At 63.6% G+C, this 20002-nt stretch carries 23 protein-coding genes; 10 read left to right on the forward strand and 13 right to left on the reverse strand.

All coding sequences use genetic code 11. From position 1 onward, the window contains the following. The first annotated feature begins 47 nt into the window (after positions 1–47). Genes MY494_RS04690 through fabG form a run of 3 tightly spaced genes read left to right on the forward strand, consistent with a single transcriptional unit; the run spans position 48 to position 2790 of the window. A complete protein-coding gene (locus tag MY494_RS04690; protein ID WP_247911568.1) occupies positions 48–881 on the forward strand; it encodes a glycosyltransferase family 9 protein in 834 nt (277 codons plus the stop codon). Then, the gene (locus tag MY494_RS04695; RefSeq protein ID WP_371820680.1) at positions 878–2011 is read left to right on the forward strand and encodes a TrkA family potassium uptake protein; all 1134 of its coding nucleotides are present in this window, start codon (positions 878–880) and stop codon (positions 2009–2011) included. The genes MY494_RS04690 and MY494_RS04695 overlap by 4 nt, the downstream gene beginning before the upstream one ends. Positions 2012–2037: 26 nt before the next feature. Further along, the gene (gene fabG / locus MY494_RS04700) at positions 2038–2790 is read left to right on the forward strand and encodes a 3-oxoacyl-[acyl-carrier-protein] reductase (RefSeq protein WP_247911570.1); all 753 of its coding nucleotides are present in this window, start codon (positions 2038–2040) and stop codon (positions 2788–2790) included. Between the two features lie 3 nt (positions 2791–2793). Here the strand turns inward: fabG and MY494_RS04705 are convergent, their stop codons facing one another. Beyond that, positions 2794–3042, reverse strand: a complete 249-nt coding sequence (locus MY494_RS04705; RefSeq protein WP_247912099.1) for a hypothetical protein — start codon at positions 3040–3042, stop codon at positions 2794–2796. Between the two features lie 129 nt (positions 3043–3171). On the opposite strand from MY494_RS04705, the gene groL reads away from it, so the two are divergent. Further along, positions 3172–4848, forward strand: a complete 1677-nt coding sequence (gene groL, locus MY494_RS04710) for a chaperonin GroEL (protein WP_247911571.1) — start codon at positions 3172–3174, stop codon at positions 4846–4848. A 7-nt stretch (positions 4849–4855) separates the two neighbouring features. On the opposite strand, the gene MY494_RS04715 is transcribed toward groL, so the two are convergent. From MY494_RS04715 to MY494_RS04745, 7 genes are all read right to left on the reverse strand, one after another. Further along, the gene (locus tag MY494_RS04715) at positions 4856–5047 is read right to left on the reverse strand and encodes a hypothetical protein (protein ID WP_247911572.1); all 192 of its coding nucleotides are present in this window, start codon (positions 5045–5047) and stop codon (positions 4856–4858) included. 91 nt (positions 5048–5138) lie between these two features. Continuing rightward, entirely contained in the window at positions 5139–5828 is a 690-nt protein-coding gene (locus tag MY494_RS04720) for an N-acetylmannosamine-6-phosphate 2-epimerase (protein ID WP_247911573.1), read from the reverse strand. Next, positions 5818–6369 (reverse strand): hypothetical protein, encoded by a 552-nt coding sequence (locus MY494_RS04725; RefSeq protein ID WP_247911574.1) that lies wholly within the window; start codon positions 6367–6369, stop codon positions 5818–5820. The genes MY494_RS04720 and MY494_RS04725 overlap by 11 nt, the downstream gene beginning before the upstream one ends. A 17-nt stretch (positions 6370–6386) precedes the next feature. Next, positions 6387–7253 carry an ABC transporter permease gene (locus MY494_RS04730; RefSeq protein ID WP_247911575.1) on the reverse strand — a complete coding sequence of 289 codons (867 nt, stop codon included), beginning with the start codon at positions 7251–7253 and terminating at the stop codon, positions 6387–6389. Positions 7254–7304: 51 nt separating this feature from the next. Further along, positions 7305–8324: an ATP-binding cassette domain-containing protein gene (locus MY494_RS04735; RefSeq protein ID WP_371820711.1), complete on the reverse strand. Its 1020-nt coding sequence runs from the start codon at positions 8322–8324 to the stop codon at positions 7305–7307. Positions 8325–8373: 49 nt separating this feature from the next. After that, a complete protein-coding gene (locus MY494_RS04740; protein ID WP_247911577.1) occupies positions 8374–9390 on the reverse strand; it encodes a heme o synthase in 1017 nt (338 codons plus the stop codon). Further along, positions 9383–10264, reverse strand: a complete 882-nt coding sequence (locus tag MY494_RS04745) for a heme A synthase (RefSeq protein ID WP_247911578.1) — start codon at positions 10262–10264, stop codon at positions 9383–9385. Before MY494_RS04745 ends, MY494_RS04740 begins: the two co-directional genes overlap by 8 nt. 206 nt (positions 10265–10470) lie before the next feature. Between MY494_RS04745 and MY494_RS04750 the strand changes: the two genes are divergently transcribed. The 4 genes from MY494_RS04750 (at position 10471) to MY494_RS04765 (ending at position 14099) form a co-directional block, all read left to right on the forward strand. Then, on the forward strand, positions 10471–11310 hold the full coding sequence (locus MY494_RS04750) for a cytochrome c oxidase subunit II (protein WP_247911580.1): 840 nt from the start codon (positions 10471–10473) through the stop codon (positions 11308–11310). Then, positions 11307–12983, forward strand: a complete 1677-nt coding sequence (gene ctaD / locus MY494_RS04755) for a cytochrome c oxidase subunit I (protein WP_247911581.1) — start codon at positions 11307–11309, stop codon at positions 12981–12983. Before MY494_RS04750 ends, ctaD begins: the two co-directional genes overlap by 4 nt. 5 nt (positions 12984–12988) lie before the next feature. Then, positions 12989–13600, forward strand: coding sequence for a cytochrome c oxidase subunit 3 (locus MY494_RS04760; RefSeq protein ID WP_247911583.1), 612 nt, complete (start codon positions 12989–12991; stop codon positions 13598–13600). A 127-nt stretch (positions 13601–13727) separates the two neighbouring features. Continuing rightward, positions 13728–14099 (forward strand): AbrB family transcriptional regulator, encoded by a 372-nt coding sequence (locus MY494_RS04765; RefSeq protein WP_247911584.1) that lies wholly within the window; start codon positions 13728–13730, stop codon positions 14097–14099. Positions 14100–14114: 15 nt separating this feature from the next. Here the strand turns inward: MY494_RS04765 and MY494_RS04770 are convergent, their stop codons facing one another. Both MY494_RS04770 and MY494_RS04775 read right to left on the reverse strand, forming a co-directional pair. Continuing rightward, positions 14115–14699, reverse strand: a complete 585-nt coding sequence (locus MY494_RS04770; RefSeq protein WP_247911585.1) for a DUF308 domain-containing protein — start codon at positions 14697–14699, stop codon at positions 14115–14117. 55 nt (positions 14700–14754) lie between these two features. Beyond that, a complete protein-coding gene (locus MY494_RS04775; protein ID WP_247911586.1) occupies positions 14755–15420 on the reverse strand; it encodes a riboflavin synthase in 666 nt (221 codons plus the stop codon). Between the two features lie 55 nt (positions 15421–15475). On the opposite strand from MY494_RS04775, the gene MY494_RS04780 reads away from it, so the two are divergent. Together MY494_RS04780 and MY494_RS04785 are read left to right on the forward strand one after the other, a co-directional pair. After that, positions 15476–16018, forward strand: a complete 543-nt coding sequence (locus MY494_RS04780) for a bifunctional nuclease family protein (RefSeq protein WP_247911587.1) — start codon at positions 15476–15478, stop codon at positions 16016–16018. 52 nt (positions 16019–16070) lie between these two features. Then, positions 16071–17141, forward strand: a complete 1071-nt coding sequence (locus MY494_RS04785) for an aldo/keto reductase (protein WP_247911588.1) — start codon at positions 16071–16073, stop codon at positions 17139–17141. Here the strand turns inward: MY494_RS04785 and MY494_RS04790 are convergent. The 3 genes from MY494_RS04790 to MY494_RS04800 are packed head-to-tail and all read right to left on the reverse strand — an operon-like array spanning position 17138 to position 19995. Continuing rightward, complete coding sequence (locus tag MY494_RS04790) at positions 17138–18217, reverse strand: hypothetical protein (RefSeq protein ID WP_247911590.1); 1080 nt, start codon at positions 18215–18217, stop codon at positions 17138–17140. The two genes, MY494_RS04785 and MY494_RS04790, sit on opposite strands and share 4 nt — an antisense overlap. A gap of 24 nt (positions 18218–18241) precedes the next feature. Next, the gene (gene cobT, locus MY494_RS04795; protein ID WP_247911591.1) at positions 18242–19360 is read right to left on the reverse strand and encodes a nicotinate mononucleotide-dependent phosphoribosyltransferase CobT; all 1119 of its coding nucleotides are present in this window, start codon (positions 19358–19360) and stop codon (positions 18242–18244) included. Further along, the gene (locus tag MY494_RS04800; protein WP_247911593.1) at positions 19357–19995 is read right to left on the reverse strand and encodes a DUF2232 domain-containing protein; all 639 of its coding nucleotides are present in this window, start codon (positions 19993–19995) and stop codon (positions 19357–19359) included. The genes cobT and MY494_RS04800 overlap by 4 nt, the downstream gene beginning before the upstream one ends. Between the last annotated feature and the right edge of the window lie 7 nt (positions 19996–20002).

A 20002-nucleotide genomic window follows, 5' to 3' on the forward strand; every position in this document is an offset into this window, starting at 1 on the left:
CGACCTACATACAATCAGCCAGCGATCCGCTTCACACCCGCGCGTCCATGCGAGTCCTCTTTTTGGTGCCGGGTGGTGTCAGTGCGCAGCTGCAAACCATTCCAGCGGCAGCCCAGGTCGCACAAGACCTCAAGGCCCAGGTGCAAGTCGCTTGTGCCCCTGCTGCTGCGGCCGCCTGGTCCCTGCTTCCGGCAGTGGAAAAGGTGATTCCGTTCGCCTTTGATGACGGCCCCAGCCTGGCCGATTGGGCCAACCTGCTCGGCAATGTGCGCGAGCCCGACTTCCAAGCCTGCATCAACCTCGCCAGCGGACGGCAGGTCGATCTAATGCTGTCGATGAGTCACATCCCCAATCGCGTGGCCGCCTCAGGGTTCTCGGCGACCTCGACCGTGACCCCGGAAACTGGATGGGGAGCACAAGCGCTCGCCCCCTTCCTGCGCCAACTGGGAGTGGAATTGGAGGCGAGCCAATTTCGCCTGTCCTTGCCCAAAGGAGCGCTGGAGCAAGCCGCGGCCTCCATGCCAAACGGTCAGGGTCCTGCTCTCCTGCTGGCCCCCTCAGGCGACCGTCAGGACTGGCCTGACGAACACTGGAGAGCCCTGCCGGAGGCCATCCGCGGCAAGCTGCCTGACCTGCGGGTCATCCAGGCCGGTGGAGCCAATTTGCTGCAGCGGGCCGCGCAACTGGCCAGCTGTGACGTGGTCCTCAGCAGTGATCCCATCACGACCCAACTGGCCCTGCTCAGCGGGATGCCTCTGGTGGCCTTAGGCCAGGACCCGACTTCCCTGCCGCAACGTTCTGGGGTTCAAGTGGTGGGCCAGGCAGGAGCTCTACACAACCTCAGCGTCACCGAGGTCTTACAAGCCCTCGGTTTGGGATGACTCCAATGCGGCAGCGACCCCGTTCACTGCCCCGCGGACGCGGCCTCTTCAGCCCCATTCGCTCGCACGTGGCCCAGCGCCCTTGGGCCGGTCCGATCCTGGCCTTGGCCACGGTGGTGAATGCCGGCGCGGTTGGCTACCGGCTCGCCGAAGGCTGGGACTGGGGTGATTGCTACTGGATGGTGCTAATCACCCTCAGCACGTTGGGGTTTAGCGATGAGCACACCCAGCTGATCCACACCGGTGGCCGCATCGTGACGGCGCTGCTCCTGGTCGGCGGCCTGGTGGTGGTCCAGCAAACCATCCAAAAACTGCTGGAATTAACCAACTCCGGCTACTTTCGCCGCATCCGCCAGCGGCGTTACCGCGAACAGCTGCAGCGATCGATGAATCAGCACGTCATCCTCTGCGGCTACGGCCGGATGGGCCGCGAAATCGCGGACCAACTCATTGGAGAGAACATCCGGCTGTTGGTGGTTGAGAACGACAGCGATCGCATCGAAGAAGCCCAGCAACGAGGCCTGATGGTCCTCCAGGGCGACGCGACGCTCGATGAAACCCTTGAGGAAGCCGGTATCCATCGCTGCCGGGCGCTGGTGGCCGCACTCCCCAGCAACGCCTCCAACCTCTACGTCATCCTCAGCGCGCGGGGGTTGGCGCCGGGCGCTCGCCTGATTGCTCGCTCCGACAGCGAAGAAGCCGAAGGCAAATTGCGCTTAGCCGGGGCCGACCAGGTGGTCAGTCCCTACGTTGCCGGAGGCCGTGCCATGGCGGCCACCGCCCTCAGGCCCCTGGCAGTGACCTTCATGGACCTTCTGGCTGGCAGCGATTGCGAGGTGGATGAATTTCTGCTGAGTGAGCGGCCCGACGACCTCGGGGACCTCAACGGCGCCAGCCTCTCGGAATTGCAGTTGGGACGCCGGAGTGGGGCCCTGGTCTTGGCGATCCGCAACCCAGCTGCCAGTCAACTCAGCACTGGGGCCCCGGAACCACTGATCGCCAATCCTGGCGGTGATGTCCGCCTCGGCCCCGGCCAATTGCTGGTGGTGATGGGCAGCAAACACCAATTGCAGCGCTTTGGTGACCTTCTGGGCCCAGCCCTGGCCGACGTGAAAAACATGCCCGCCTAGCCTGGGCCGACTTTTCTGCGTTCTCCATGGCGGACAGCACCCCCCTTGCCGGTCAGGTTGCGCTGGTCACCGGGGCCAGCCGAGGCATCGGGGCCTCGATTGCCCGCGAACTGGCGCAAGCCGGGGCAACCGTGGTGGTGAACTACGCCAGCTCTCCCGCCGCGGCCGAAGCGGTGGTGGCTGACATTCAGGCGGCTGGCGGACAGGCCTGGTCCCACCAGGCCAACGTGGCCGATGAAGAGCAGGTTGAGGCCCTAGTGAAGGCCGTCCTGGAGAAGGAAGGTCGCCTCGATGTGCTGGTCAATAACGCGGGTATCACCCGTGATGGACTGCTGATGCGCATGAAGAGCGCCGACTGGCAAAGCGTGATCGACCTGAACCTCAGCGGCGTCTTCCTCTGCACCCGCGCGGTGAGCCGAGCGATGTTGAAAGCCCGCAGCGGCCGAATCATCAACATCACCTCGGTGGTGGGACTCATGGGCAACCCTGGCCAGGCCAACTACAGCGCCGCAAAAGCAGGCGTGATTGGCCTAACCCGCAGCAGCGCCGCGGAATTCGCCAGCCGCGGGGTCACCGTGAATGCGGTGGCCCCTGGGTTTATCGAAAGCGACATGACCGCGGAACTCGACAAGGAGCCGATCCTCAAAGCCATCCCCCTGGGGCGGATGGGCCAACCGGCTGAAGTCGCCGGTGCCGTTCGGTTCTTGGCTGCTGACCCCGCAGCCGCGTACATGACCGGTCAGGTCCTGCAGGTGGATGGCGGCATGGTGATGCGCTGAGCCCTAACTCTCGACGGGTTGGGTGAGCTCCTCACGCAAGCGCCGGATGCGCTGCAACAGGCGTAACCGGCGACTGCGTGCCGTGGCCGTGAGAAAGATCCGCAGGGGGACGTAGATCAAGGCCATCCCCAGGCCCAAGCCGGCCACGATCAGGAAGGCCATCACGTTGCTGCCGGCGCTTGGGTCGGCCAAGGCCTCGGTCAAGGGCCCATTCAGCCCCTCGACCAGGGCGTCGCTGATGCTGTCCTCCATGGGCGGAACCCTATCGAGCAGCAACGGCCAGCGACAGGGGTGAGCTCCGATCCATTCGGCTTTCCCCACAAGCCAATGGCCACCTCCCCATGGGAGCCTGTGGCCACTACAGCGCGATCAGCCTCCGCGATGGCCAAGCTGCTCTCCTTCTCCGATGAATCCCGCGCCTACCTGGAGCGCGGCGTAAACGCCCTTGCCGATGCGGTGAAGGTCACCATCGGGCCCAAGGGCCGCAACGTGGTTCTCGAGAAGAAATTCGGGGCCCCCGATGTCGTGAATGACGGCGTGACCATCGCCCGGGACATCGAGCTGGAAGATCCCTTCGAGAACCTCGGCGCCAAGCTGCTCCTGCAAGTGGCCACCAAGACCAAGGATCAGGCTGGTGACGGCACGACGACCGCCACCGTCCTCGCCCAGGCCATGACCCGCGAAGGGCTACGGAACGTCGCCGCTGGCGCTAGCCCCGTGAGCCTGCGCCGGGGCATGGAGAAAGCCACCGCCCAAGTCGTCGCGGGCATCCAAGAACGCTCCACCCCTGTGGCGGGCGACTCCATACGCCAGGTGGCCACCGTTAGCTCCGGTGGCGATGAGGAAGTTGGCCGGATGGTCAGCGAAGCCATGGACAAGGTGAGCGTCGATGGCGTCATCACCGTTGAAGAGAGCAAGAGCCTCGCGACCGAGCTGGAAATCACCGAAGGCATGGCCTTCGATCGGGGCTACAGCTCCCCCTACTTCGTGACCGACAACGACCGTCGCGTCTGCGAATTCGAGGACGCGCTCCTGCTGGTCACCGACCGCAAGATCAGTGCGATCAACGACCTCGTCCCCGTGCTCGAGGCCGTCTCAAAAGCCGGTAAACCGCTGGTGATCCTCTCGGAGGAAGTCGAAGGCGAAGCCCTGGCCACCCTGGTGGTCAACAAGAACCGCGGTGTCCTTCAGGTGGCCGCCGTGCGAGCCCCGGGCTTTGGTGATCGCCGCAAGGCCATGCTCCAGGACATCGCCATCCTGACCGGTGCCACCTTGATCAGCGAAGACCGCGCCATGGCGCTGGAGCAAGTGGGGCTGGAGGATCTGGGCAGCGTGCGCCGGATCACGATCAGCAAGGACGACACCACCATCGTGGCCAGCGACGCCCACCAGTCCGCCGTGCGAGACCGGGTCGCTGCGATCAAGCGTGAACTGGACAACACCGACTCGGAGTACGACCGCGAGAAGCTCACCGAGCGCATCGCCAAGCTGGCCGGCGGCGTGGCCGTGATCAAGGTGGGCGCCCCCACCGAGACGGAACTGCGCAACCGAAAACTGCGCATCGAAGACGCCCTAAACGCCACCCGCGCCGCCGTGGAAGAGGGGATCGTCGCTGGCGGCGGCAGCACCCTGGTCCAGCTCGCCGCCAACCTGGACGGCCTTGCAGCCCAACTCGAAGGCGATGAGCGCACAGGCGTTGAGATTGTGCAGCGCGCCCTCTCTGCCCCTCTGCATCAGATCGCTGCCAACGCGGGCTACGACCCCAACGTGGTGGCCGATCAAGTCGCCTCGAGCGGCAACGGCTTCAACGCGGCCACCGGTACCTACGAAAACCTTCTAACCGCAGGCATTCTCGATGCCGCCAAGGTGGTCCGTTTGGCCCTGCAGGATGCCGTCTCAGTCGCATCGCTGCTGCTCACCACCGAAGCGGTGATCGCCGACAAACCCGAGCCTGCTGCTGCCGCACCGGGTGGCGGTGGCATGGATCCCATGGGTGGCATGGGCGGAATGGGTGGTATGGGCGGCATGGGTGGCATGGGCATGCCCGGCATGATGTGATGCCGGCCTACATCGCCCGAATCAAGCGGGCGTGAATCCGGCAAACGGCCAGGGCTTCTCGGGGCGGGTTGCTGCAGAGGCGACCCAACTCCCGATTCAGCGCTTCAAGCTCAACGATGGGCAAGCCCGCCATGGGCGTGGCCAATAGCGTCACGCCCACCACCACAGAAAAAATCGGCAGCGCACGCTGGGAGCCCATCAGCCTTCCTCCCACTTGAGACCACTGAGACATGCTCAGCTTGTCTCAGCCTGGGCCCCAGGTCTCGCTCCTTCAGAAAGCTTTTTGGTGGCTAGGACTCCAGGGTGCGGCGATAGGCCGCCACCTGCAGATCCACGCCGGTGATTGCCGTGCCTACAACGACAGCATCGGCGCCCCCATCGAGGGCCTGACGAGCTTGCTGGGCCGAGGCGATCCCCCCCTCACAGATCAACATCACCTCCGCTGGCAAACGCTCCCGCAAGGGGCGAAGCACTGACCAGGCCGGAGGGCGAAGAGAAGCCGTGGCCTCGGTGTAGCCGTAGAGAGTGGTGCCAACCCAATCGCAGCCGAGCTCTGCGGCTCGCAAACCGTTGTCCAAGCTGTCGACATCAGCCATCAAGCATGCACCGAGCTCCTGCTTGGCCCGCTGAAGCAACACGGACAACTGCGCTCCATCAGGACGACGCCGTTCCGTGGCATCGAGGGCGATGACATCGGCACCAGCTGCCCAGACGGCCTGAATCTCCTTCCAGCCTGGGGTGATGTAGACGGAGCTATCGGGGAACGTGCGCTTCCAAAGCCCAATGATCAAGGCCTCTGGGCAGCGGCGGCGAACCGCCCCAATGTGCTCTGGGCTCTCCAAGCGAACACCCACCGCGCCGTTGTTCAGACTGGCCTCGGCCATGGCCGCTATGACCTGCGGATCGCGCATCGGCGAACCCTCAGGAGCCTGCACAGAAACGATCAGGCCAGCCCGAAGCTGGGAGGAATCAGGCAGCACGGGAGTCTTCCGAGCTCGGGAGCCAAGAGCGCAACTCAGCGAGGGCTGGATGACTCGGGGCAGGAGCAGGACGGGGTGTGCCAGGGCGACGACGCACGGAGCGCTTCAGCGCCTCCTTGGCGATGGGCGCAGGGGCCGCCGTCACCGCAGGCTCAGGTTCTGACACCGGTTCAGGGATGGGCTCTGGAGCGCTCTCCTCTGGCACGAGCTCCCTCTCGGCAACGACCAGAGGAATGGGATCAAGCTGCGCAGGCGCAGGGTCCGCCGTGACCAGAGGCTCAGGTTCCGATGCCGGTTCAGGTTTGGGCTCTGGCTCCGGCTTCGGCTCACCAAGACGCCACCAGCTCAGGCCTTCGGGATCGTCCTGCTCTAGCTCTTGAAGCAATGGCTCGAGGCCATCGACACCATGGCGATGGACCCACTGCCCGAGCAGCCCATCAACCCCCAAGCGATCCCGCTGAGCGAGGGCCTGACGCAGGGACAGGACATGAGCCTGGCGGCGTGCCTGTGGTGAGGGAGGAGGGGAAGGGCGTTGGGCCACGATCGCGTGCAAAAAAATCAGGCGAGCTTGCGATCCAGCAAGGGGCGGATCAGCAGAAACAAACCCAACGCCAGGGCAGCCAAAACCCCCAGACAGGCTGCGGCAGTCAGATCCCCGTAGGGGGCATGCAACACCACAGCAGTAAGGGAGAAGTGACCGGCGTAAGCGGCGCGAATCGGCTCAATGGCGAAGGTAAGGGGATTTACGGCCGCTAGCCAGCCCAACCAAGCCGGCATAAAGGAAATCGGAGCCAAGGCCGTGCTGGCAAACAGCAGTGGCAAGTTGGCCACGAAAATCACGGCAATCAGCTCGATGTGGCCCGGCAGAGCGAAGGCCAAACCCAAACTCAGGCCGGTGACAGCAAAGACCAAGAGCAACAAGGTGAGCAGCACCAACACCAATCCACCACCACCCGGCCAGCCGTAGCCCAAAAGCCAGGCGGTAGCCATGATCGCGACGCTCTGCACCAAGCTCAGCGCCGTGATGTAGAGCACCGACGCCAAGACAATCGAGCTGCGGGAGCGCAAAGGAGCGACCAGCAAACGATTGAGGAAACCGAACTCCCGGTCAAACATCACCGGCAAGCCCGCATTCAGTGCCGCACTGAACGCGGTGAAGACAATCACACCGGCACCGAGGAAGCGTCCGTAGCTCATGCCTTCTGGCAGGAGCCCCTCTGGGGCATTCGCGAAGAGCGCACCAAAGAGAACCAGCCATATCAGAGGTTGCAGCACCCCTGCCACCAAGGTGGAGGGACGACGCGCCAATTGCAGAAACAGACGGCGGGTCAGGGCCAGGGTTTCCTGGATCAGATCAGCCATGGCCGAACGCGGAGCGCTGGCGCTGGGGGCCGGACTGAGCAAAGAGGAGGAAGCGCTGGTCATGTCAGAAAACAGAAAAGTCCATCCACGGGAAATCCCGAAACAAAGCAGAGGTCAACGCATCGACTGCTTGCGTTCCGCCTTGGGATCACGCACACCGGCCACGGCCAATTCAGCATCCATCAACGTGCGACCCGTTGCCTGCAGGTAGACGTCATCCAGGCTGGGGCGACTCTGGGCCAAGGCGAAGACCGGCAGTTCGGCCTCAGCCAGCTGACGCCGGAGTTGCTCCACCACTCCATCGTTTTCGACCACCAGGTTCAAAGAGAAGCCCTGGGCACGGTTGACCACCACCTGGCGCACTCCGGGGCAGGCCAGCAGCAGTTGTTGAACCCGAAGGGCCTCCGGTTCATCGCTGAACTCCCGAACCCGCAAGGTGACGCGATCGCCGCCGAGGGCCGCCTTGAGTTCCGAAGGAGGACCAGCGGCGATGACCCGGCCACCCTCGATGATCGCCAACTGATCGGCCAGGGCGTCGACCTCCTCGAGGTAGTGACTGCTCAGCAACACCGTGGTCCCCTGGTCCCGCAGTTGACGCAACACAGTCCAGATGGCGGCGCGACTCTCGATATCCAGGCCGACGGTCGGCTCATCGAGCACCAACACATCGGGGCGATGCAGGAGTCCAGAGGCCAAGTCCAGGCGGCGGCGCATCCCGCCGGAATAGGTGCCGCTACGGCGGTCGATCCATTCGGCCATCCCCAGCAGTTCAATCAGCTCAGCAATGCGCTGATCCCTCGTTGAGCGGGGCAGGTGATACAGATCCCCCTGCAGCTGGAGCAGCTCGCGGCCGCTCAAAATCTTGTCGAGGGCGACCTCTTGGGCCACATAACCCAAGCGCTCGCGAACGCCCCTGGGGTCAACTAGAGCATCGAGACCAGCCACCTGAACGCGGCCGCTGGACGGAGCCAGCAAGGTTGCGAGGATGCGCAGGGTGGTGGTTTTACCCGCCCCATTGGGGCCGAGCAACCCAAACAAGCTGCCTGCGGGGACCTTCAAGTTGAGACCGTTCAGAGCATCAACGGCCTTCTCGCCTTTGCCATAGCGCTTGGAGACGTTTTCCAGATCAATCACTGGATGAGTCACCGCCGCCGACCTCACTGAAGCATTAAGGAGATTGAATCTAGAAAGCGTTGCTCACCAGCGATGCGACCAGGGTGAAACCTGCATTGCCGGACCCACTCCAACCGAGCAAGGCAAAGCCCTGTTGCGAAAACTGTTCGCCAGCCGGCATCCGCGCCAGCAGAAGCAGCAGACAAACACCAAAGAGGTAGAAGATCGACCAGCGAAACAATCCCTTCGCCCGCTGAAGATCGTCGGGGTCCTGATGCAAGTTCCAGGTCATCTGAAGCAGCCGGGCATTGAACGGAAGCAGCAGTAGCCCATAGAGCAGACCACCTCCGGGCAAGGCCCAAACACCAAAGAGACTGAGCAACACAGTCGCCAGGGCGTACCAGCGAATCGCCTCAGCCGTGGCACCACTGCCCTTGACCACAGGGAGCATCGGAATCCCAACGGCGCGGTAGTCCTCCTTCAGCAGCAAGGCCAACGCCCAGAAATGAGCTGGCGTCCAAAACATCACCAGAGCAAACAACCACCAACTGCCCAAGCCCAGGTGTCCCGTTGCTGCGGCGGCACCCACAAGCGGGGGAATAGCACCAGCGACGCCGCCGATCACAATGTTCTGGGTGGTCCGTGGTTTCAGGAGCACCGTGTAGAGCAGCACGTAACTGCAGAGTCCCAGCAGCGACAAACTGGCGGCCAGGCAATTCACGCCCCCCACCAAGAGCGTCGCTGCCGTGAGGGTCAGGGTGACGGCGATGGCGAAAGCCGTCGTGATGGAGAGGCGGCCAGAAGGGAGAGCGCGGCCACTGGTCCGCTGCATACGGCCATCGAGCTCTTGCTCCCAAAGACAGTTCAGAACCCCCGCCGCGGCCGCCGCCAAGGCGCCACCACCCAAGGTGCAGGCCATGCGCAAGGGAGGCAGGGGCCAACCCTCCGACATCGCCATCCCACCAAGAGTGGTCGCCAACAGCAAGGGAATCAACCGCGGCTTGGCGATCTCCAACCAGGGCGGCAACTTGAGTCGCTTCCTGGAGGGAACAATCTCCTCTCGGGTCAGGGTCAGTGAATTAGCCACGAAGGACCTCCGGCCAACTACGAACGGTCAAGGCCGCCAGGACGGCCACCAGCAGAGCGGCCCCGAGCTGGTGGGCAACCGTCACCGCCGGGACAGACAGGCTGAGGCGCAAACTCAGCACTCCCAGTGCGATCTGAAGCAGCACCAGCAAGGCTGCAGCCAAAGCCAAGGGGCGATCGCTGGGACGCTTCCACAGCAGGAGCCCCGAACCAAGGAGTACGAAGACACCCACCGGCCGAGCGCCAAGGCGGTGCAGGAAGAGCCAAGAGCACCCCTCACCAGCCGTCAAGCAACGGCCCGCCGCCCACTGACTGGCCATCAACCCGCCCAACAGGCACTGGACGAGCACCGCAAGCGCAAGGCCAGCGGCCAAACCAGCCCATACCAGGGAGCCTCCCGAAGCCCGAGCCAGCGAACCCGCCCTCAGCAATTCGCTCAAACCACTCAAGAGGGCCACCAGCACCAAGGCGGTCAGCAAGTGAGCCGTCACCACAGGGAACGGCAACAGCAAGGTCACCGTTAACGCCCCCAGTCCCGCTTGGACGGCCACAAGCAGCAGGCTCAAGCTGGCCCCCAGGGGAAAGCCTCTGGGCAAATCGCGTCGCCACCACCAACTCACCACGGTGAGCACGAGCAGGCCCACCCCGACAACGAAGGCATCGAGGCGATGGAACCACTCCAGGAAGACCTGGAGGTTCATTTGACGACCCGGCAAGAAGGAGCCGTAGCAGAGGGGCCAGTCGGGGCAAGCCAGGCCCGCCTCCATCACGCGCGTCGCTCCGCCGATGACCACCAGCGCAATCAGAGCCACCAGAAGGTGGGCGCAGAGTGTGGCGAGGCCGTCTCGTTTGCTGGGCTGTGTGGCGCCGAACATCTCAGGTGGAGAAGGGCGATTGGCGTCAAACTAATGACGTCTCACCGGCTTCGCTGACGACAGCAATCAGCAGTCCAAAAGCGACACCAACAGTGATCAACGGGTGAGCATTCCCTCACCGACCCGCGGCGGATTACTGCAAAGAACCACGAACGCCGCGCCAATGGCCAACCCTCCATAGGCTGAACGCGATCGATTCCAGGACTATGCGGATTCCAGCCGCAATCCTCACCCTGATCACCGGCATGGCCCTCGTTCTGATGGGTCTCTGGATCGGGCAGAACGTCAACCTGCTCCCGGTGGACGCCAGTGCAAACGCGCCGGTCTACGACGAGCTGTTCAAGGTGCTCTTCAGCATCGGAACAATCCTCTTTGTTGGGATTGCTGGACTCATCGTCTACAGCTTGGTGAAGTTCCGGCGAAAGCCCGGCGAAAGCGGTGATGGAGAGGCCGTGGAGGGGAACCTCCCTCTCGAAATCCTCTGGACCGCCATTCCTGCTGTGGTGGTCCTGTTTGTCGGCATTTACAGCTACGACATCTACGACCGCATGGGCGGCATGGCGCCGCTCAATGACCACAGCATGCACGCCATGGGCGGAGAGATGCAGGAGTCCCGCACCTGGGGTGGCATCAGTCCGGTCAGTCTCGAGAGTGACGGTGCATTGGCGCCACTACCGATCGATGTGACGGCGATGCAGTTCGCCTTCATCTTTCACTACCCCGGCGCCGAGATCACCAGCGGCGAGCTGCACGTCCCCATGGGACAGCCGGTGGCTCTGAACATGAAGGCCAACGACGTAATCCACGCCTTCTGGGTCCCCGAATTCCGGCTCAAGCAAGACATCATTCCGGGGCAGCCCACCCTCTTGAGCTTCACCGCCACTCGCCCTGGCCGCTATCCGATCGTCTGCGCCGAGCTTTGTGGCCCGTACCACGGCGGCATGCGCTCGACCGTGATCGTCGATGAGCCCGAGACCTTCGAAGCCTGGGTCAACCAAAACAGTCCGATTGCCAACGCAGCTCCACAAACACCGGTGCAGTCATGACAATCAGCCTGACCCCCGAGCACAGCACTCCTCTGCAACCCCAGGGCTGGCTCCGCTATCTGAGCTTCAGCACCGATCACAAGGTGATCGGACTGCAGTATCTGGTTTGCGGCTTCATCTTCTATCTCATCGGTGGAGCCCTCGCTGGAGCAATTCGAACGGAGTTGCTCACACCGATTTCTGACTTCCTGCCGCGAGAGACCTACAACGAAGTCCTGACCCTCCACGGGACGGTGATGATCTTTCTCTGGATCGTCCCAGTGGTCAATGGCGCCTTCGGCAACTACCTGATCCCCTTCTACGTGGGTGCCCGCGACATGGCCTTCCCCAGGCTCAATGCGGTGGCCTTTTGGCTGATCCCACCTGCGGGATTGCTCTTGATCAGCAGTTACTTCATCGCCAGTGCCCCCCAGTCGGGCTGGACCGCCTATCCACCCCTCAGCATCACGACCCCGGCAACCGGTCAGATCATCTGGATCTTGAGTGTGCTGTTGCTGGGCGGCAGCTCCATTTTTGGAGGCATCAACTTCATCGCCACGATCCTCAAATTGAGGCGTCCGGGACTGAAGCTGATGCAGCTGCCGATGTACTGCTGGGCCATGCTCGGCACCAGCATCTTGGTGGTTCTCTCAACACCAGTCCTCGCTGGAACACTGGTGTTGCTGAGCTTCGACATCATTGCTCACACCGGCTTTTTCAACCCAAGCCTGGGTGGTAATGCGGTGGTTTATCAGCACCTCTTTTGGTTCTATTCCCACCCGGCGGTTTACATCATGGTGCTGCCAGCCTTCGGCCTGGTAAGCGAAATCCTCCCCATCCACTGCCGCAAGCCCCTGTTCGGCTACACAACGATGGTGTACTCGATTTTGGGCATTGTCTTCCTGGGTCTGATCGTCTGGGCCCACCACATGTTCACCAGCGGCACGCCTCCTTGGATGCGGCTGTTCTTCACCATCGCCACCTCGTTTATTGCCGTACCAACGGGCATCAAATTCTTTAACTGGCTGGCCACGATGTGGGGCGGCCGCATTGCCCTCAACAGCGCAATGCTGTTCTCCTGCGGCTTCATCATCAACTTTGTCTTTGGCGGGATTACGGGCGTCGCCCTCGCCCAGGTCCCCTTCGACATCCACGTGCACGACACCTACTTCGTCGTCGCCCACTTTCACTACATCGTCTACGGAGGAACGGTCTTTGTGATCTTTGCCTCGATCTACCACTGGTATCCCAAGGTGACCGGGCGCTTACTCAATGAAGACCTTGGACGACTGCACTTTCTTCTCACCTTCGTCGGCTTCAACCTTTGCTTCGCTCCGCAGCATTGGCTTGGACTGAATGGAATGCCGCGGCGTGTGGCCGAATACGACCCCCAGTTCGAACTGATTAACCAACTCAGCAGCGTGGGGGCACTGCTGATGGCGATCAGCACCCTGCCTTTCCTGTTGAACGTCGTGATGAGTGCGTTCAACGGCGCCCCTGCTGGTGACAACCCCTGGAACGCCCTCACCCCCGAGTGGCTCACCAGTTCTCCCCCACCGGTCGAGAACTGGAAAGGGGAAGCCCCCTTGGTGCAGGAGCCCTATGGCTACGGCACCCCCGCCGGTGAACTCCAATTGGCCGCCACTTCGGGCTCTGAGCTCTGGAAGCTCGGCGACTCTGACCAGCGCTCCTGAACACCATGACAAGCCTGAGCCCCAGCGAGTCCCTGAGCGAACAACAGGGTGTCGAGCACCAAGAGCATCAAGAGCACCATGGCGATTTCCGAATGTTCGGCCTTGCGACCTTTCTGGTCGCCGATGGCATGACCTTCGCCGGGTTCTTTGCGGCCTACCTGACCTTCCGGGCCGTTAATCCGCTGCCATCCGGGGCCACCTACGAACTGGAGCTGGTGCTGCCCACCATCAACACCCTGCTGCTGCTGGTCAGCAGCTTCACCTTCCATCGCGCGGGCGCGGCGATGAAGCGCAACCAACGGGCCTTAGGCCAGCGCTGGTTGCTGATCAGTGCAGCCCTCGGCTTCGCTTTTCTGGCAGGGCAAATGAAGGAGTACTTCGAGCTCCCCTTTGGCCTCACCGACAACCTCTTTGCCAGCACCTTCTACGCGATCACCGGCTTCCACGGCCTGCACGTCACCTTGGGCGGTCTGATGATCCTGATCGTCTGGTGGCAATGCCGTGAGGGCGGTCGTGTCAGCTCAGAGAACCTCTTTCCCTTGGAGGCCGCTGAGCTTTATTGGCACTTTGTCGATGGCATCTGGGTGGTCCTCTACGGAATCCTTTATCTGCTGTAGTGGAGCTGTTTGATCACAGTTCTTGCAAGTTGCCCTTGCGAAGCATTGCTAGGGATCGGCACAATCGGGCCGCCAGCGCCTCACTGCACCGGTGTTCGTCGAAGAGAAGACAACAAAGCCAACCCAGATGCTGGAAGGCAAGGCGCTGCTTGATAAAGCTCGCTCCCTCAGCAATCGCCCAGAAGATCAGATCGCCAGGGCCTGCGGCTACGTCGGACCCAGCGGCCGTCTTCTGAAAAAAAGCTTCTACCGCGCCCTCGTCGAAGCCAAGGGCTACAAACTTCCTAGCCAAAGCGGCGGCGGAAGCGGCACCAAAGGCCGACAAGCCGAATTCCGCACCAAGGTCCACGGCAATGGAAACCTGTTGATCGGGAACGCCTACACCAGGCGCATGGGCCTTGAACCCGGCCAAGAGTTCAAAATCGAAATCCACAAAGAAACGGGCTCCATTTGGCTCCTTCCCCTTGGGCAGGACGGGAGCGCAAACGAAACCCTTTGAAGCGCGACCAGGCGCTCAGCGCTCGTCGGGGGCGTGGAAGGCGGCACTGAAGACCAGAAGGTCAATCCCGCTGAACAGGAAGCTGATCCCGACCAGGATGCCGAGCACGCTCAGCAAACCAAGGCCCTTCATCGAAACAATGATCAGGCCGAGGACGAAGGTGACGATGCCGTTGGCCAAACCCCAGCCCCAGCCAGCCATCTCGGTGTGGGAGAGAGAGACGATGCTGGCCACCACACCCTCCACCAAAAAGACGATGCCAATGGCGAAGGCCAAGGCCGCAACTTGAGCTGCAGCCGGCTCCACACCAGCACTGAACTGCTGGATGATCCAAGCGCCGGTCACCACGAACAAGGTGGAGACCACGAGCCGCCAGAAGCAGTGCCATTTGCTGAGCTGCCGGGAGCGATTGAGGCTGTTCACCCAGCCGATGAGTCCACCAACCAGAAAGGCCAGAGCCACCACCACCGTGACCCAGGCGGAGGCAATCATCGGGAAGATCAGGGCCAGAACACCCAGCACCAGCAGCAGGATGCCCTCGGCGACGGTGAAGCTGCGCAGGGCGCCTACCGCCAGATCGGAATTGTCGTCAGAAGCCATGAAGTGTTCAGCAGGAACACGAACCCCCGGAAGGTAGGCATGGCTTCTGGCGTTGTCAGCTCCAGCCGTGGTCTTTCAGCCAGGCATCACTAATGGGCGCCACCGAAGGAGTGCCCCCCGCTGAACCGGACTGCAACAAGCGTTCGGTGTACTTAGCGAGGAGATCCGCCTCCAAGTTCACAGCCGTCCCCCGCTGCAGATGCTGCAAGGTCGTGCTGCCCCAGGTGTGGGGAATCACCGCAATCCAAAACTCAGCCCCGTCCGCGCTGCAGCCCGCCACCGTCAGGCTGATGCCATCAACGGCGACGCTGGCCTTCTCGCAGATGTAGCGACCAAAGGCCGGATCCTCCCAACGCAGGGCCAGCTTCCAAGAGGCGCTTTGCTGCTCCACCGCCACCACATGGCCCAAGCCATCGACGTGGCCACTGACCAAATGACCCCCAAGGCGGTCCTGAAGACGCAAGGCCGGCTCCAGGTTGACCCAACCCCCTCGGTCGGCCTTCACCGCGAGGGTCGTGCGACCCAGTGTTTCCTCGCTGACGTCAGCACGGAACCCATGGGCAGAGTGCTCGGTCACCGTCAGACAGACCCCATCGACCGCAACGCTGTCCCCCAGGGCTAACTGGGCAGGATCGAGATCAGCACCCGGAGGAATCCGCAGCGTCACGCCGCCGCTGCTGCGCTGCAGTTGTCCGGTGGCCTGAACCAGCCCAGTGAACATGAGGTGGCCCGATCAACACTGGCCATAATCGGGCAGAAGGGAGAACGGGCAAGCCATGGTCGAAATGCGTGTGGCCGGCATTGCCCTTGACGCCGCCAGTCGAAGTCCGATCGTGCTGCTTCGCGATCCGTCGGGGCGCCGTCAGGTCCCGATCTGGATCGACCAGGCCCAAGCCCAAAACATCATGGCGGGGCTCAGCGATCAGACCCCGCCCCGACCCCTGAGCCATGACCTCATGGTGGAACTGCTGCAGGCCGGGGGCCTGGAACTCACCAAGGTGATCGTTCACACCATTGAGGACAGCACCTTTCGCGCCGTGCTCAAACTGCAGACGGCGGGCGAAGAAGAACTCGAGCTCGACGCCCGGCCCAGCGATGCCATTGCCCTGGCCGTCCGCACCGGCAGCGGGATCTGGATGCTGGAGGAAGTGGTGGCCGATGCCTCCATCCCTGTGGATGCGGAAGCCGATGCAGAAGATGCCGCCGATTTCCGTCGCTTCCTCGATGGCATTAGTCCGGCTGAACTGGTGAGGAATATCAGCCAAGCCCAGGCGGAAGCGGAGCGCTCCGCCGACCAAACGGAGGAAGACCCTGGCTGAACGCCGCCCTTTTGGCCGGGGACCGCTGGTCTCCCCGTTCTGCCTCGGCACGATGCGGGCCACCACGAGCCCGCAGCAGATGGCGGAAGTGCTCGATGCAGCTCTTGCAGCGGGGATTAACCACATCGAGACCGCCCCGGCCTACGGCCCGGCGGAAGCCTTCCTCGGCGAGGCCCTGAGCGCACGCCGCCAACGGCATGGGCCTGAAGAACTGGTGATCACCAGCAAGCTGCTGCCAGAGATCGGCTTCGAGGATGGAAAGACGCAACTCCTCGGGATCCTCCAGCGCCTAGGCCTGACGCGGCTCGACAACCTGGCGGTTCACGGACTCAACCGCCCTGATCACCTGGATTGGGCCCTCAAGGGAGCTGGAGCCGAGCTACTGCAGTGGGCCCTGGGGGAGGGGCTCGTCACCCAGGTGGGGTTTTCCAGCCACGGTGAGCTAGGGATCATTGAAACGGCGCTTGCCTCAGGCCGCTTCAACTTTTGCAGTCTCCATCTGCACTGGTTTGATCAAACCCGACTCCCCCTCGCCCAGGCGGCCCTGCGGGAGGGAATCGGGGTCCTGGCCATCTCTCCAGCAGATAAAGGGGGCCGCCTCTATGCCCCCCCCGAGCAGCTCCGCGCCGATTGCGATCCCTTTGAGCCCCTGGAATTGGCCTATCGCTTCCTGCTCGATGCGGGCATCTCCAGCTTGACCCTGGGGGCCGCCCAAGCCAGCGACCTAGCCCTCGCACACCGCCTTCGCTCTGAACAGGGAAGCTGGCTGCGGGACAGCCATCGCCAGGTCCTGGAGCGGGCCTGGGAAGCCGGTCAAACCCGTCTGGCTGCAACCGCCTGTCAGCAATGCCGCGCGTGTCTTCCCTGCCCCAATGAGGTGCCGATCCCCGAGCTCCTGCGCCTCCGCAATTTGGACCTGGGCCACGGCATGAGCGCCTTCGCCCAAGAGCGCTACAACCTGATCGGACGCGCTGGGCATTGGTGGGAGAGCGTGAACGCCTCCGCCTGCGAAGCCTGCGGCGATTGCCTGCCCCGCTGTCCCTACGACCTCCCGATTCCGGAGCTGCTCGCGGAGACCCATCAACGGCTGGCTGCTGCACCGCGGCGCAGGCTCTGGGGTTAACGGCTCAGGGCCTGATCCCAGAGGGTTTGCCAACGGCTGCGCTCAACCGGGCTGAACATCGGCAGGCTGTTGCAGCGTTGCAAGACGGCGTCGCTCGGGAGCAACAACGGCCGCAGTCGTTCAGGCCAGCGCCGCAGCACAGGCTCCAGCTGTTGACGCGGAAGCGGCGGCACCCAACCGGCCGCCAGCAGGCGATCAAGCAGGGGCAGCGAGAGGCCATCCCGAATCCACTCCAAGGGCAGCGGCGGATCCACCAATGCACTGTCACGGGGGGCCAGACGCAGCAAGAGCTGCCACCAGAGTGGGGAGCCGGACTCCGGCAACAGTGCCGAGAGGCGTGGATCCTTCTTCAGCAGGGGAATCGCCCGATGACTGGGGACCACAGCCGCATCCGCCTCCCCGGCCAAGAGCAGATTGAGTCCGTCCCGCTCATCAAGGGCCAGGGCCTGGTCCACCAGCTGAGAGACCTGGTTAGGCAGCGCTGGATTGGTGAGGGATTGGGGATCGGCGCTGGACAGTCCCAATTGACGCAGAGCCAACTCGATCACCACCCGCGGGCTGGAGGGCAGCACCACCTTGCCCCGCAGGCTTGGATCCAACAGCAGTGACCAACCCCGTTGGCGCTGACGCCAGAGGTCGGGGCGGCTGCGCAGCACCAGCAGCCAGGTTCCAAAGGCCCAGGGAAAGGCCAAGGGCACATTGCCTTCAGCCGCGAACAAACGACTCGGGGCCTGGGCGATCGGGGCCAGCTGCTCCAGCAGGGCCGATGCCTCAAGGGGCTGGAGCCTGGCTCGATCGAGCTGTTGGGCCCAGCCATCACCCAAAGCCAGTAGCGCAGCCCCCGCCAAAGCCTCCTCCTGGAGGGCCGAGCTGTCCACCAAGCTCAGAACCTGCTCAGGACGATCCAAGCTTCGAGGCTGCCAGGGGGACGGCAGCTCCTGCAGCCAGGCCTTGGGCAAATCCCCTGTCACGTTCAACAGTTGCGGCTGGCCGGAACGGGCAGGCGCGCAGCCGCCAGCGGTTCCGAGGGCCACCACCGAACCCATCAGTTGCAGGACTTGGCGGCGGGAGGTCACAACCGAGGGCAAAGCGCTTTGAACCTAAGCCGGGTGCTGGAGTTGGTCACAGGCCTGCTCACAGGCCTGCTGCAGCGCCTGAAGTGAGCGGCCGCTGAGCTGCCAGAGGGCCGCCAAACCACCAGCGCCGACCCCCTCCTTGACATAGCCCCGCTCGTAGTCGAGCAACTCCTGCCGGCGGCTGCCCGTAAAGCGCAGACCCGTCGCAAAGGCCAACGGCTCGATGGCAAAGCGCTGTGCCAGCTGGGCCATCAACCCTTCAAAATCGCTGGCCGCTTCATAGGCCACCCAGGCGGTGGTCACCACGGCCGCCTGGGTGGCCAGTTGCTGGCGCTCCAGCGGGGTGCATGCCGCCAACGCCAGGGCTAAGACCGCCGCCATTTGGCTACCGCCCGCCAAGAGCACTGGCGTCCCCGCCAAGGCCGCCCGCTTCAGCAAGGCAGCAGCCACCACCTGCATCGGGTCACCAACCGCCGCCAATACAGCCTTAGGGCTGGCCAATGGGCCGAGCTGGGCCGCCTCCAAACCCTGCTGCACCAGTTGCCGCTTGAGCTGGTGATCAGGTTGACGAACGCTGCCACTCACCAGGCCCGTGGAGGGCACCCCCAGGGCCTCCAGCACCGCCAGAGCCGTCGTCGTCCCCCCGGGGACACACTCGCTGAGCAGCACCGGCTGGCCGGAGCGTGCCAAGCCACGGCCCCAGCGCTCTCCCCACAACCAGAGCGCCTGCACCCGATCGAGATCCATCGCCGCCCCAGTGCTGAGGCAGCGGGCGGGGGACTGGTTCAGCTGGAGATGGGGAATGGCCGGCGCAACCGGAGCGCCAAGATTCAGCACCAAAGGCTCCAGATCCAGGCCCTGGAGCACGGCCCAAGCAATCAACGCCGGTGTGACACCCGCCGGCAGGGGCGGCAAGGCATGGGGCCGCCGGGCGGCGGGGCCCTGCCAGAGCAACTCCGCATCCGCTGCCGCCGTGAAACGGCGGGAGTCCGGTGTCGCTCCCGCCGCCGAGATCCCAGGCACCGCAGCCGTATCCGTGCCGGCCAACAGCAACAAGACCCGAGTCTGGGCCGCAGCCGTAGCCAGGAGCTCGCACCACCGCTCGGCGACGTCGCACGCTCCGCTCAGGCGCTCCAGAGTCAAAGGGGATCGAGGGCGAGCAGGGGGCGCAGCAGCGCAGGCGGCTCACTGATCGGACTCTTCAGCCGGGGAAAGATCCAAAGGGCCACCGCATGCAAGGCCAGCACGTAGATCAGGTTTTGAAGCAGCACCAGGGCAAGGGCCATCAGCTGCACCTGAACCAGATCCGGACCACCACCGATGTGAACCAAGCCCAGCAGGCGATCGAGAACCTGGGAGGCCGCGGAGGTGATCAGCACCCACAGGTTCTCGCCCAACAGGATCGAAAGCACCGCCACCCGCACCAGGAAGCCGCCACTGCCGATCAACAGACCCACGCCCCAGCTCAGGTACCAACTCAGGCGCCGGCTCCAACACCAACCGAGCCAAAGGGCTAGGAACCCATAGGGGAAGAGCACCAACGGGCCGCGAATCGGCCCCATCAAGGCCACCAGCAGCAGGGCCGCCACGGTGACGCCTTCCACCGCGCAGCGCCCGTTGTGGCGAAGCTGAAGCAGGGCCAGGGGCAGAGGTAAGGCCAAGCGAAACAGAGCGCCTCCGACCGGGAGGTAGTACAGGCCAACCCAGAGCAACGCCGTGGCGGCCGCCAGATAGGCCGTATCGGTGAGCTGTCGGGCCTGACGGCGACTCAAGGACATGGGTAGA

Origin of the sequence: Synechococcus sp. A10-1-5-1, assembly GCF_023115425.1 — a bacterium.
Classification (GTDB): domain Bacteria; phylum Cyanobacteriota; class Cyanobacteriia; order PCC-6307; family Cyanobiaceae; genus Vulcanococcus.

Coding starts and splice junctions, on each gene's coding strand:
- MY494_RS04765 (WP_247911584.1), top strand. CDS start 13,728: ATGCTGGAAGGCAAGGCGCTGCTTGATAAAGCTCGCTCCCTCAGCAAT.
- MY494_RS04715 (WP_247911572.1), bottom strand. CDS start 5,047: ATGGGCTCCCAGCGTGCGCTGCCGATTTTTTCTGTGGTGGTGGGCGTG.
- MY494_RS04800 (WP_247911593.1), bottom strand. CDS start 19,995: ATGTCCTTGAGTCGCCGTCAGGCCCGACAGCTCACCGATACGGCCTAT.
- MY494_RS04745 (WP_247911578.1), bottom strand. CDS start 10,264: ATGTTCGGCGCCACACAGCCCAGCAAACGAGACGGCCTCGCCACACTC.
- MY494_RS04770 (WP_247911585.1), bottom strand. CDS start 14,699: ATGGCTTCTGACGACAATTCCGATCTGGCGGTAGGCGCCCTGCGCAGC.
- MY494_RS04690 (WP_247911568.1), top strand. CDS start 48: ATGCGAGTCCTCTTTTTGGTGCCGGGTGGTGTCAGTGCGCAGCTGCAA.
- MY494_RS04695 (WP_371820680.1), top strand. CDS start 878: ATGACTCCAATGCGGCAGCGACCCCGTTCACTGCCCCGCGGACGCGGC.
- MY494_RS04785 (WP_247911588.1), top strand. CDS start 16,071: ATGCGGGCCACCACGAGCCCGCAGCAGATGGCGGAAGTGCTCGATGCA.
- MY494_RS04750 (WP_247911580.1), top strand. CDS start 10,471: ATGCGGATTCCAGCCGCAATCCTCACCCTGATCACCGGCATGGCCCTC.
- fabG (WP_247911570.1), top strand. CDS start 2,038: ATGGCGGACAGCACCCCCCTTGCCGGTCAGGTTGCGCTGGTCACCGGG.
- MY494_RS04775 (WP_247911586.1), bottom strand. CDS start 15,420: ATGTTCACTGGGCTGGTTCAGGCCACCGGACAACTGCAGCGCAGCAGC.
- groL (WP_247911571.1), top strand. CDS start 3,172: ATGGCCAAGCTGCTCTCCTTCTCCGATGAATCCCGCGCCTACCTGGAG.
- ctaD (WP_247911581.1), top strand. CDS start 11,307: ATGACAATCAGCCTGACCCCCGAGCACAGCACTCCTCTGCAACCCCAG.
- MY494_RS04760 (WP_247911583.1), top strand. CDS start 12,989: ATGACAAGCCTGAGCCCCAGCGAGTCCCTGAGCGAACAACAGGGTGTC.
- MY494_RS04705 (WP_247912099.1), bottom strand. CDS start 3,042: ATGGAGGACAGCATCAGCGACGCCCTGGTCGAGGGGCTGAATGGGCCC.
- MY494_RS04780 (WP_247911587.1), top strand. CDS start 15,476: ATGGTCGAAATGCGTGTGGCCGGCATTGCCCTTGACGCCGCCAGTCGA.
- MY494_RS04730 (WP_247911575.1), bottom strand. CDS start 7,253: ATGACCAGCGCTTCCTCCTCTTTGCTCAGTCCGGCCCCCAGCGCCAGC.